Annotated in this window: 9 protein-coding genes; 8 read left to right on the plus strand and 1 reads right to left on the minus strand. The window is 67.1% G+C overall.

Going from position 1 to position 12,151, the window contains the following annotated elements; all coding sequences use genetic code 11:
- Positions 1-33 precede the first annotated feature (33 nt).
- Positions 34-1,749, minus strand: coding sequence for a methyl-accepting chemotaxis protein (locus C380_RS02715; protein WP_015012357.1), 1,716 nt, complete (start codon positions 1,747-1,749; stop codon positions 34-36).
- Between the two features lie 166 nt (positions 1,750-1,915).
- Between C380_RS02715 and C380_RS24830 the strand changes: the two genes are divergently transcribed.
- The 8 genes from C380_RS24830 to htpG all read left to right on the plus strand — a co-directional run bounded on the left by C380_RS24830 (position 1,916) and on the right by htpG (position 12,033).
- Positions 1,916-2,137 carry a hypothetical protein gene (locus tag C380_RS24830; RefSeq protein ID WP_148279911.1) on the plus strand — a complete coding sequence of 74 codons (222 nt, stop codon included), beginning with the start codon at positions 1,916-1,918 and terminating at the stop codon, positions 2,135-2,137.
- Positions 2,138-2,154: 17 nt separating this feature from the next.
- Complete coding sequence (locus tag C380_RS02720; protein WP_015012358.1) at positions 2,155-3,048, plus strand: DUF4394 domain-containing protein; 894 nt, start codon at positions 2,155-2,157, stop codon at positions 3,046-3,048.
- Complete coding sequence (locus C380_RS02725) at positions 3,045-3,689, plus strand: methylamine utilization protein (protein ID WP_015012359.1); 645 nt, start codon at positions 3,045-3,047, stop codon at positions 3,687-3,689. Before C380_RS02720 ends, C380_RS02725 begins: the two co-directional genes overlap by 4 nt.
- On the plus strand, positions 3,686-6,022 hold the full coding sequence (locus tag C380_RS02730; protein WP_015012360.1) for a bifunctional diguanylate cyclase/phosphodiesterase: 2,337 nt from the start codon (positions 3,686-3,688) through the stop codon (positions 6,020-6,022). Before C380_RS02725 ends, C380_RS02730 begins: the two co-directional genes overlap by 4 nt.
- A 282-nt stretch (positions 6,023-6,304) precedes the next feature.
- Positions 6,305-7,201: a pseudouridine synthase gene (locus C380_RS02735; protein WP_015012361.1), complete on the plus strand. Its 897-nt coding sequence runs from the start codon at positions 6,305-6,307 to the stop codon at positions 7,199-7,201.
- A 316-nt stretch (positions 7,202-7,517) separates the two neighbouring features.
- On the plus strand, positions 7,518-8,840 hold the full coding sequence (locus C380_RS02740) for a triacylglycerol lipase (protein WP_015012362.1): 1,323 nt from the start codon (positions 7,518-7,520) through the stop codon (positions 8,838-8,840).
- 115 nt (positions 8,841-8,955) lie between these two features.
- The gene (locus C380_RS02745; protein ID WP_015012363.1) at positions 8,956-9,891 is read left to right on the plus strand and encodes an exopolyphosphatase; all 936 of its coding nucleotides are present in this window, start codon (positions 8,956-8,958) and stop codon (positions 9,889-9,891) included.
- 162 nt (positions 9,892-10,053) lie between these two features.
- A complete protein-coding gene (gene htpG, locus C380_RS02750; protein ID WP_015012364.1) occupies positions 10,054-12,033 on the plus strand; it encodes a molecular chaperone HtpG in 1,980 nt (659 codons plus the stop codon).
- Positions 12,034-12,151 lie beyond the last annotated feature (118 nt).

Genomic DNA, 12,151 nt, shown 5'->3' on the forward strand with positions numbered 1-12,151 from the left:
CCTCCGGGAGCGTACGCCCGTGGGAGAGTCCCGTCAGCTGCGCGGCAGTGCAGGAGCGCGTGACGGGGCCGAGGCCAGTGGGCGTGGGGCTGTGGTGCGTGTGGGCGCCGGCACCGCCGCCGGTGCTGCGGCGGGGCTGGCGGTACCCCAGCTGTCTTCGTCGCCGCCGTCGTTGCGCGAGAGGCGGAAGGTGCCCACCATCTGCGTCAGGCGCCCCGCCTGGTCCTTGAGGCTGTCGGCAGCGGCCGCGCCTTCTTCCACCAGCGCCGCGTTCTGCTGGGTCATTTCTTCCAGTGCGCCCACCGACTGGCTCACATGGCCGATGCGCTGGCTTTGCTCCTGCGTGGCAGCCGTGATCTCGCCCATGATGTCGGACACACGGCGCACCGACTGCACCAGTTCTTCAATGGTCTTGCCGGCGTGGTTGACGAGCGTGCTGCCTTCTTGCACCTGGTCCACGCTGGTGCCGATCAGGGCCTTGATCTCGCGCGCCGCCTGGGCCGAGCGGCCCGCGAGGTTGCGCACCTCGCCCGCCACCACCGCAAAGCCTCGGCCCTGCTCACCGGCACGGGCGGCTTCCACGGCGGCGTTCAGCGCCAGGATGTTGGTCTGGAACGCGATACCGTCGATCACGCTGATGATGTCGGCGATCTTGCGCGAGCTGGCGCTGATGGTGTCCATGGTGCGCACCACCTGGCCCATCACCTCGCCGCCGCGTGTGGCCGCATCGGACGCGGTGGACGCGAGCTGGTTGGCCTGGCGGGCCGAGTCGGCGCTTTGCGACACCGTGCCGGTCAGGTCCACCAGCGAGCTGGCCGCGCTTTGCAGGTTGTGCGAGGTCTGCTCGGTGCGCTGGCTCAGGTCCAGGTTGCCCGAGGCCACCTCGGAGCTGGCCACCAGGATGGAGTCGGCGGTCTGCCCGATTTCGCCCACCAGGGTGCGCAGGCGTTCTTGCATGGCGGCAATGGCTTCGAGCAGGCGGCCGGTTTCGTCGTGAATGCGCACTTCGACCTGCGAGGTGAGGTCGCCGCGCGCAATGCGCTCGGCCACCACCACCGCACGGCCAATGGGGGCGGTGATGCTGGCCGTGATGCGCCAGGCGATCAGCGCGCCCAGGCCAATGGCCAGCAGCACCAGCAGCCCACCCACCACGCGGGCGCTGCTCTGGGTTTGCTCTGCCGAGGCCGTGGCTTCGGCATTCAGGGTGTTTTGCAGCTCGATCAGCTCGCGCAACTTGGCGCGCCAGGCGGTTTCGGCGGGGGCCACGCGGGTCATCAGCGCCAGCGTGGCGCTCACGGTGTCGCCGTCGTCAGCGGCCTTGATGGCGCTGTCGAGTTCGGGGCGGGTCTTGCCGCCCAGGGCCTGCACCTCGCCCAGCAGCTTGAGCTCTGCGGGGGTGGCCTTGGCGGGGGTGAGCAGCTCGGACAACGCGGCTTCTTGCGCGGCGTATTCCTTGAGCGTCTTGCCCACGGCCACGATCTGCTCGCGCGCCTGCTTGGGGTCGATGTCGTTGAGCATGGCGGCAGAGCGGCTCTGGATGCCGATGGCGCTCACGCTCTCCAGCATGCCGTTGACCAGCTTGGCCTTGTTGGCGCCCACGCCGGTGATCTGGGTCATCTGATCGTGCACCTTGCCCACGGACAGCTGCCCTACCGCTGCCACGGCCACCAGCAGCACCAGCATGCAGCCAAACCCCAGGCTCAGCCGGCTGGAGATCGACAGGGATTTGAGGGTCGAAGCAGCCGACATGGGGGTCCTTGGGTATCGAAAAGGATCAAAGCGTGATCAAACGGGGGCCTCTGCGCAAAGCAATAACGGTGCCCACCGGCCGCCGCGCGTCCGTTGAACGGGCGCGGGAGTCGGTGCAGTGTAGGCAATAACAACAAAATGTGTCATGAGCGTTGAGGATGGTCCCATGCCCGATCTGCATAGCCGTGTTTGTTACAAATACCTCGCCGTACGACCCTGGTGCACTGGCGCCAAAGTGCAACAGAAGGTGGCGCTGAAATTATTCGACAAACCGTCGCAGGCGTCGGTAATGAATGCCTGTGTTGCTATCAAAAACAAAGTGAATGTGGTGCTTGGGGTTTGCCCTTGCCCACGCCACGGGCGCTACCAATCAGGTATAAACCTGTAACACTTGCGAGGTCTTTCATGCATCCGTTTTTTCCCTCCTCCACGCTGCGCACCACCCTCGCTGCAGCCGCCTTGGCCGTGCTGGCTGGCTGTGCGGCGCCCCGGCCCGATACCGGCTTGCGCGAAACGCTGGTGGCCGTGACGGCCTCGCACGAACTCATCACCTTCCACGCAGCACAGCCTGACCGCATCCTGGAGCGGCGCCCAGTGACGGGCCTGGCGCCTGGCGAGCGGCTGGTGGGCATCGACTTCCGCGTGGCCAAGGGCGTGCTCTATGCGTTATCGCAAGCGGGCCGCCTCTATACCCTCGACATCCCCACCGGCGCGTTGCGGCCCGTGGGTTCCGCGCCCGCTGCGCTGGCGCTGCAAGGGACGGTGTTCGGCTTTGATTTCAACCCGGCGGCTGACCGCATCCGGGTGGTGTCCAACACGGGCCAGAACTTGCGCCTGCACCCCGACACCGGGGCGGTGGTCGATGGGGATGCCACCGTGGAAGGTGTGCAGCCTGATCCCAGCCTGCGCTACGCCTGGGGCGACGTCAACGCCCGCCGCAGGCCCGACATTGCCGGTGCCGCCTATACCTACAACCCCAACGACAGCAAGATCACCACCAACTACGCGATCGACCGCGCGCTGGGTGTGCTGGTGATGCAGGGCTCGCGCGAGGGCACCCAGCCGGTGGTGTCGCCCAACGCCGGGCAGCTGCGCACCGTGGGCCCGCTGGGGCTCGGGTCGCTCACGGATGTGAGCTTTGACATTGCCGACGTGGGCAACACCGCCCTGATTGCCGTGCGCACAGCCGCCGACACCCAGACCCGCCTGCACCAGGTGGACCTGGCCACTGGCGCCACCCGCCCTCTGGGCGTGGTGGGCGATGGCGCGCCCCTGGTGGGCCTGGCGATCGAACCATGAGGCTGGCCGGCCCGCCGACGCTGCAGCCCGCCAGGTTGGCCCGGTGGGCAGCGCTTGCTGCGCTGGTACTGCTGGCTGGCGGCGCGCAGGCGGGCACGGTGCAGGTCGATGTGTCCGACGCTGCGGGCAAGCCGCTGGCCGATGCCGTGGTCTTTCTGGATTCGGCCGAGGCCCGCAAGCAGGTCAAGCCGCTCGCTGGCGTGGAGATGGCGCAGGAGAAGCGGCAGTTCGTGCCCGGTGTGCTGGTGGTGCCGGTGGGCACCGAGGTGCGGTTTCCCAACCACGACACCGTGCGGCACCACGTGTACTCGTTCTCGTCCGCCAAGAAGTTCGAACTCAAGCTCTACAGCGGCACGCCGTCCAACCCCGTGCTTTTTGACAAATCCGGCGTGGTCACGCTGGGCTGCAATATCCACGACCAGATGGTGGGATGGGTGCTGGTGGTGGATACACCGTACTACGCCCGCACCCCTGCGGCCACGGGCAAGGCGCAGCTCGACAACGTGCCGCCCGGCACCTACACGCTGCGCACCTGGCACGCCCGCCTGCCGGTGGGCGCCCCGGCCCTGGAGCAGGCACTGACCGTGCCGGCCACAGGAGCGGCCACGGCGGCGGTGCGCATGACGGGGTTGCAGCCTTGACGCGGCTGCGCCTGGCCCGGCGCAGCCTGATCCTGCGGTTGGTGGGGTTGTCGTTGCTGCTGCTGCTCATCGTGCAGGCGGCGGGGTTTGCTGTGGTGCGAGCCTCCATCGACCGCAATGCACGTGCCCAGATCGCGCGCGCCCTGGACCTGGATGAAAACATCTGGCGCCGCCTGCTGGACCAGAACGCGGAGCAACTGCGCCAGGGCTCGGCCCTGCTGGCGGCGGACTACGGGTTTCGTTCGGCGGTCAACTCGGGCGACGAGGAAACCATCCAGTCGGTGCTCGAAAACCACGGCAGCCGCATCGGCGCGGCCGTGACGGCGCTGCTGGGCACCGACCTCACGCTGCGTGCGGTCAGCCTCACGGGCAGCATGGACCAGTTTCCGGCCACGCTGCAGCAGGTGGTGCCGCGCCTCGCGCAGCAGCCCCAGGGCAGCCAGATCGCGGTGATGGAAGGCATTCCCTACCAGTTCGTGATGGTGCCCATGCGGGCGCCGGTGGTCATTGGTTGGGTGTTGATGGGCTTTCGCATCGACCAGTCGCGTGCCGACGAAATGCGCCAGCTCCTGTCGGTGCATGTGGCCCTGATGGTCAAGGCCCCCGGGGGCGCAATGACCCTGCCGGTCAGCACCCTGCCCAAGGACGCACAGGCCTTGCTGCTGGCCAGCGGCGGCGCGGCGGGCGAGCTGCAGACGGCCGAGGGCACCTTGCTGGCGCGCTCCAGCCCGCTCGACAGCGTGGGGGGCGAGGTGCACTCGCTGCTGCTGCGGTCGGTGGACGAGGTGGTAGCCCCCTACCGGCAGCTGCAGGTGCTGCTGGCCATCATCACCGTGGCGGGTGTGCTGCTGTTTGCCGTGGGTACGGGCCTGGTGGCGCAACGGCTTGCCACGCCGCTGCGCTCCTTGCTCGCAGCCACACAGCGGCTGTCGCGCGGCGAATACGACGTACCGCTGGAGCACACCGACCGCACGGACGAGATCGGCAACCTGGCGCGCTCGTTCGACCACATGCGCGTGGACATTGGTGCCCAGCAGACCGAGATCCGCCGCCTGGCCTACTGGGACCGCCTGACAGGCCTGCCCAACCGGGAGCGCTTTCGCGACGCCGTGGTGCAGGCCATTGCCGGCAGTGCCAGCACGCCGCAGCCCCTGGCCGTGCTCACGCTGGACCTGGACCGCTTCAAGCATGTGAACGACGTGCTGGGCTATGCCTTTGGCGACCGCCTGCTGCAGGCCGTGGCCGAGCGCCTGAGCCAGCAGGTGCGCTCGCCTGACGACATGGTGGCGCGCCTGGGAGGCAATGAGTTCGCCATCCTGCTGCAGCGCGCCGATGCGGCGGACGCGCACGACGTGGCCCAGCGCATCAACCAGTCGTTCGAGCTACCGCTGGCCTTTGAGGACCAGACGGTGGACCTGAGCGCAGGCATTGGCTTTGCCTGCTGGCCGGGCGATGCGGGCGACGCCGACACGCTGCTCAGCCGTTCTGAAATTGCCATGTACGCCGCCAAGCGCCAACTCAGCGGGGCCCTGCAGTACGACGCGGCGTTTGACTCGTCCAGCGCGCAGACCCTTTCGCTGCTGACCGAGCTGCGCCACGCCGTGGAGCACCATGAGCTGCGTCTGTACCTGCAGCCCAAGGTGCCCTTGCACGGGCAGCCGGGCTTGGCGGCCGAGGCGCTGGTGCGCTGGCAGCACCCGCAGCGCGGGCTGGTGCCGCCCATGCAGTTCATCCCGTTTGCCGAGCAGACCGGGTTTGTGCGCCACCTCACGCTGTGGATGTTTGAAGAAGTCGCGCGCCTGCTGGCCGACCCACGCACCCAGGGCCTGCCGCTCAGGGTGTCGGTCAACCTCTCCACGCGCGACCTGCTCGACCCCGAGCTGAGCCACCGGCTGGCCGACATCCTGGTGCGCCATGGGGTGCCAGCCAGTGCCTTCTGCCTGGAGATCACCGAAAGCGCGATCATGGACGACCCCCAGCGCGCCGAGGCCATGCTCAACCGCCTGTCGGAGCAGGGCTTCAAGCTGTCCATCGACGATTTCGGCACGGGGTATTCGTCGCTAGCCTACCTCAAGCGCCTGCCGGTCGATGAACTCAAGATCGACAAATCGTTTGTGATGGGCATGGAAACGGGTGAGGACGACGCGATGATCGTGCGCTCCACCATCGACCTCGCGCACAACCTGGGGCTCACGGTGGTGGCCGAAGGCGTGGAGACTGCCGCCATCCAGGATCGCCTGCGTGCGCTGGCCTGCGACGAGGCGCAGGGGTACCACATCGCGCGGCCCCTGCCGGTGGATGATTTCCTCGCCTGGCAGGCGCGCCAGGAGTAGCTGGCAGCAGGCCGCCGCCTCTCTGTTTGGGGGCTAAGCAGTCCACAGGCGAAAATACCCGCAATGTCTTCCTCCTCCTCTCGCCCACCTGCGGGCCCTGCCGCCGCTCCCGCCTCCGACGTTGGCGGCCCATCGTCTTCTGCGCCAGCCGCCGGTCGGCCCGTGCTGCGCCGCCCGACCCTGACGGCCAAGCCCGCCACTGCTCGGCCTGCTTCTGCACGGCCTGCCCCGCCGCCCCGGGCGCCACGGCCGGCCCGCGCTCCTGCGCCCTCCAACTACCGCGTGGCCTCGGGCGCTTTTGTGGCCCCGGTGCGCCAGGTGCCTGCGCCGGCGACGGGCACCGTGGGCGGCTTGCCCACCTCGCGCTTGAACAAGCGCATGGCCGAGTTGGGCCTGTGCTCGCGCCGCGAGGCCGACGACTGGGTGGAGCAGGGCTGGGTCAAGGTCAACGGCGTGGTGGCCACCATGGGCCAGCAGGTCACGGCGGCCGACCGCATCGAGGTGGACAAGATTGCCCAGGGTTTCCAGGAGCAGCGCGTCACCATCCTGTTGAACAAGCCCATTGGCTATGTGAGCGGCCAGGCCGAGGACGGCCACACGCCCGCCGTGGCGCTGATCAACCCCCGCACCCACTGGCGCGAGGACCCCAGCCGCAACCGTTTCTCGCCGCCCCAGCTGCGGGGCCTGGCGCCCTGCGGGCGGCTCGATATCGACTCCGTAGGCCTCCTGGTGCTGACGCAGGACGGCCGCGTGGCCCGGCAGATCATTGGCGAGGACTCCGTGATGGAAAAGGAGTACCTGGTGCGCGTGGTCTACCAGGCCCCGGGCCAGGCGGCGCCCCGCCATCCCGGGGAGCGCTCCGCGCCGCTTCAAGAAATCAACGAGCGTGACCCCGTCAGCACCAATGTGCAGGCGGTGTTTCCCAAAGAGCTGCTGGAGCGCCTGCGCCACGGCCTGAGCCTGGACGGCGAGCCGCTCAAGCCCGCCAAGGTGGATTGGCAGAACCCCGAGCAGCTGCGTTTTGTGCTCACCGAGGGCAAAAAGCGCCAGATCCGCCGCATGTGCGAGCTGGTGGGGCTCAAGGTGGTGGGCCTCAAGCGCATCCGCATCGGCCGCGTGACCCTGGGCAACCTGCCCGTGGGCCAGTGGCGTTACCTGTCGCCCAACGAACGGTTCTGAGAGCCCCGGGCTCCCTAGAGCCTGTTCAAAGTCTTTTTGGAGATCGCATTGGAGTGCAATCGGGATGAGTGGATGCCTCGGATGCGCCGCATGGGCTCATGCCCATGCAAGCAGCCGGGGCGTTCAATCGCCCGATTTCACTCCAACCCTTCGGGCAAGTGCCTTGCCGGGCGGTCTGCGGCGTTGCGGCGCTTGCCGATAGCACGGGCTATCGGCGGCGCACCGCGCCTTGCATCCCATCCCGGCAAGGTACTTGTGCGGCTCCAAAAAGACTTTGAACAGGCTCTTTAAACCATTTCTGAACGGAGCCCCTCTCATGCCCCCTCCTTCCGCGCCTCGGCTGCGCAAGCCTGCTGCTTCCACCCCAGCGGGCGACGGCGCCAAGGCGGCGACGGCCAGCCCGCTGCGCCAGTTGCGCGCCTCCGACCTGCGCGCTGTGGCGCGCCTGGCCACGCAGGCCACTACCGGCATCAGCCGGGTGGCCGAGGGGGTGCACCAGTCGGTGCTGGACACGCTGGGGCTGCCGGGCGGCGCCGAGCCGGGTCGCGCGCGGGGGCTGACCGGGCTGGTGTACCAGAGCATCCGGGGGGTGACGCAGTTGGTGGATGCGGGCCTGCAGGCCGGTCTGGCGCGGCTGGAGCCGTTTTTTGCTCCAACCACGTCGACCGGCGAGGTGCATTGGGAGCGCGAGGCGGTCATTGCCGCGCTGAATGGCGTGATGGGCGACCGCCTGCAGCGCGACGGCAATCCGCTGTGCACGCCCATGGGCTGGTACCAGCAGGGGCGGCCGCTCAACCTGCAGGCGCTGGCCGCCCCGGGCGCCGCCACCGGCAAGCTGCTGGTGCTGGTGCATGGCCTGTGCATGAACGACCTGCAGTGGCTGCGCCACGGCCATGACCATGGCGCCCATCTGGCCGAGGCCCTGGGCTACACCCCCGTGTACCTGCGCTACAACACGGGCCAGCACACCTCCACCAACGGGGCCGAGCTGTCGGCCCTGCTCACATCCCTGGTGGCTTCATGGCCCGTGCCGGTGACGGAGCTGTCCATCCTGGCCCACAGCATGGGCGGGCTGGTGGCGCGCAGCGCCTGCCACCAGGCGGCCCAGGCAGCCCAGGCAGCCCAGGCAACTGCGGGCGCCAGCGGGTGGCTACCCCTGCTGCGCCACCTGGTCTTTCTGGGCACCCCGCACCACGGCGCCCCTTTGGAGCGTGCGGGGCACTGGGTGGACGTGCTGCTGGGCAGTAATGCCTATTCGCGCCCGTTTGCGCGCCTGGCCCAGCTGCGCAGCGCGGGCATCACCGACCTGCGCTACGGCCATGTGCTGGAGTCCGACTGGCTGGGGCGGGACCGCTTTCGCAAAAGCCCCGACCAGCGCACCCCGGTGCCGCTGCCTGCCGGAGTGGCATGCCACGCGGTGGCGGCCACCCTGGCTGCGCAGCGCAGCCCGGTGGGCGAGCGGCTGGTGGGGGACGGGTTGGTGCCCTTGCACAGCGCGCTGGGCATCCACGATGATCCTGCCAGGACGCTGGGGTTTGCCAAGGCCCGGCAGGCGGTGTTTTACCGCCTGGGCCACCTGGACCTGCTGGCAGATGCGGGCGTGGCCCGGCAACTGCAGGACTGGATGCAGGACCATTGACCAAGAGGCTGTTCAAAGAGTACCCCGGCGGCCTGCTTTTTGACGCAAGCGGTGCTTGCCAGGGGCCCGGGCGCGGCTACCATGTCGCGGTGCGCCACATAACAAGGAGAATTGAGTGAGTGATGCGAAATACCGCCTGGTGACCCGCAGTGACTTTGACGGCCTGGTCTGCGCGGTGCTGCTCAATGAGCTGAACCTGATCGACGAGATCACCTTCGTCCATCCCAAGGATATGCAGGACGGCAAGGTGCCCATCACCAGCCGTGACATCACCACCAACCTGCCCTATGTGCCGGGTGCGCACCTGGTGTTCGACCACCACGAGTCTGAAACCATCCGCAACTCGGGCCGCCGCGACGAGAACCACATCATCGAGGCCCACGCCCCCTCGGCAGCGCGCGTGGTTTACAACTACTACGGTGGCAAGGCGGCCTTCCCCCGCATCACCGACGAGATGATGGCCGCCGTGGACCAGGCCGACTCGGCCCAGTACTCGCGCGAGGACATCCTCAACCCCCAAGGCTGGGTGCTGCTCAACTACCTGATGGACTCGCGCACGGGCCTGGGGCGTTTTCGGGAGTTCCGCATCAGCAATTACGCGCTGATGATGGACCTGATCCAGTACTGCCGCGACCACACCATCGACGAGATCCTGGCCCTGCCCGACGTGCAGGAGCGCGTGCAGCTCTACCGCGAGCACGCCCCCAAGGCCCAGGCCCAGCTGCAAAGCTGCGCCATCCGCATTGCCAACCTGGTGGTGCTGGACCTGCGCGACGAGGAAACGATCTGGGCCACCAACCGGTTCATGATCTACGCGCTGTTCCCCCAGTGCAACATTTCCATCCATGTGATGTGGGGGCTGCAAAAGCAGAACACGGTGTTTGCCACCGGCAAGTCCATCCTGGACCGCAGTAGCAAGACCCATGTGGGCAACCTGATGCTGGAGTTTGGCGGCGGCGGCCATGCGGCAGCAGGCACCTGCCAGGTCGCCAACGACAAGGCCGACGCCATGCTCAAGACGCTGATCGAGCGCATCACCACCGACGGTTGAAACCGTCGCTCCCGGCGGGGTGGCGGTCCGCCGCCCACGCGGGGCCCTTGAAAACCGGGCGCATGCCCCTACATCACGCCTGCTGGTTCGGCAGGCGTGATTTTTTGTGCCGATTCCATTCGCATTCGTTCAGACCGATTTCCATAGAGAGAGAACCCCTCCATGAGCAAGCAAACCCTGTCCTTCCAGGCGGAAGTAGCCCAGCTGCTGCACCTGGTCACCCATTCGCTGTACTCCAACCAGGAAATCTTCCTGCGCGAGCTGATCTCCAACGCGTCCGACGCCTGCGACAAGCTGCGTTTTGAAGGCCTGAACAACGCCGCCCTGTTTGAAGACGCTCCCAACCTCGAAGTGCGCGTGACCTTCGACAAGGCCGCCAAGACGCTGACCATCACCGACAACGGCATCGGCATGAGCCAGCAGGAGGCCATCGACCACCTGGGCACCATCGCCAAGAGCGGCACCAAGGACTTCATGGGCAAGCTCTCGGGCGACCAGAAACAGGACGCCCAGCTTATCGGCCAGTTCGGCGTGGGCTTTTACTCCGGCTTCATCGTGGCCGACAAGATCACCGTGGAATCGCGCCGTGCGGGCCTGAAGCCCGAAGAAGGCGTGCGCTGGATCAGCGGCGGCACGGGCGACTTTGAGGTCGAAACCATCACCCGCGCCCAGCGCGGCACCAGCATCATCCTGCACCTGCGCGACGATGCCGAGGAATACCTCAACGCCTGGAAGCTCAAGCAGGTCATCGCCAAATACTCCGACCACATCAGCCTGCCCATCCTGATGGAAAAGGAAGAGTGGAAAGACGGCGAGCTGATCAACCCCAATGACGAAAACGGCGGCCGCCAGCCCGGCGGCATGGTCAAGACCGGCGAGTGGGAAACCATCAACAAGGCCAGCGCCCTGTGGACGCGCCCCAAGAAGGACATCACCGAAGAGCAGTACGCCGAGTTCTACAAGACCATCAGCCACGACCATGAAGCGCCCCTTACCTGGGCGCACAACCGCGTCGAGGGCAACACCGAGTACACGCAGCTGCTGTACATCCCCGCCAAGGCACCGTTTGACCTGTGGAACCGCGACAAGAAGGCGGGCGTTAAGCTGTACGTCAAGCGCGTCTTCATCATGGACGACGCCGAAGCGCTGATGCCCACCTACCTGCGCTTCGTCAAGGGCGTGATCGACTCCGCCGACCTGCCGCTGAACGTGAGCCGCGAGCTGCTGCAGGAAAGCCGCGACGTGCGCTCCATCCGCGAAGGCTCGACCAAGCGCGTGCTGAGCATGCTGGAAGACCTGGCCAAACACGACAAGCACGAAGCCGCAGCGGCTGAGGGCGCCGATGGCGTGACCGACGTGGTAAGCGAGGAAGACAAGGCCAAGGAAGGCAAGTACACCGCGTTCTACGCCGAGTTTGGCGCGGTGCTGAAGGAAGGCCTGGGTGAGGACTTTGCCAACCGCGAGCGCCTGGCCAAGCTGCTGCGTTTTGCCTCCACGCAGAGCGATGCCGTGACAGTCTCCTTTGCCGACTACAAGGCCCGCATGAAGGAAGGCCAGGAGGCCATCTACTACATCACGGCCGAGACGCTCGCCGCCGCCAAGAACAGCCCGCAGCTCGAAGTCTTCAAGAAGAAGGGCATCGAAGTGCTGCTGATGACCGACCGAGTGGACGAGTGGGCGCTGAACTACCTGCACGAGTTTGATGGCACCCCGCTGCAAAGCGTGGCCAAGGGTGCGGTGGACCTGGGCAAGCTGCAGGACGAGGCCGAGAAGAAGGCCGCCGAAGAGGCTGCCGAAGCCTTCAAGCCCGTGCTGGCCAAGCTCAAGGAAGCCCTCAAGGACAAGGCCGAAGACGTGCGCGTGACCACGCGCCTGGTCGACTCGCCCGCCTGCCTGGTGGTGCAGGACGACGGCATGAGCACGCAGCTGGCCCGCCTGCTCAAGCAGGCCGGCCAGCAGGCCCCCGCTACCAAGCCCGTGCTGGAGGTGAACGCCGAACACGCACTGGTCAAAAAGCTGGATGGCAGCGTGCACTTCCACGACCTGGCCCACATCCTGTTCGACCAGGCGTTGCTGGCCGAGGGTGGCCTGCCGGAAGACCCGGCAGCCTACGTCAAGCGGGTGAACGCCCTGCTGGCTTGAGTTGGGTACTTTTTGAGTAAAAACGAGCGCAAGCGCTAGTGCCATAAGCGCTGGCTGCTATCAAAATAAGAAACCCCGGTGGTGCCTGGCGCCATCGGGGTTTCTTTATTGGGAGTGG

Origin of the sequence: Acidovorax sp. KKS102 (assembly GCF_000302535.1) — a bacterium.
GTDB lineage: Bacteria > Pseudomonadota > Gammaproteobacteria > Burkholderiales > Burkholderiaceae_C > Acidovorax.

Excerpts from the sequence above, each read along its gene's own strand:
- htpG (WP_015012364.1), top strand. The coding sequence starts at position 10,054 with ATGAGCAAGCAAACCCTGTCCTTCCAGGCGGAAGTAGCCCAGCTGCTG.
- C380_RS24830 (WP_148279911.1), top strand. The coding sequence starts at position 1,916 with ATGCCCGATCTGCATAGCCGTGTTTGTTACAAATACCTCGCCGTACGA.
- C380_RS02740 (WP_015012362.1), top strand. The coding sequence starts at position 7,518 with ATGCCCCCTCCTTCCGCGCCTCGGCTGCGCAAGCCTGCTGCTTCCACC.
- C380_RS02720 (WP_015012358.1), top strand. The coding sequence starts at position 2,155 with ATGCATCCGTTTTTTCCCTCCTCCACGCTGCGCACCACCCTCGCTGCA.
- C380_RS02715 (WP_015012357.1), bottom strand. The coding sequence starts at position 1,749 with ATGTCGGCTGCTTCGACCCTCAAATCCCTGTCGATCTCCAGCCGGCTG.
- C380_RS02725 (WP_015012359.1), top strand. The coding sequence starts at position 3,045 with ATGAGGCTGGCCGGCCCGCCGACGCTGCAGCCCGCCAGGTTGGCCCGG.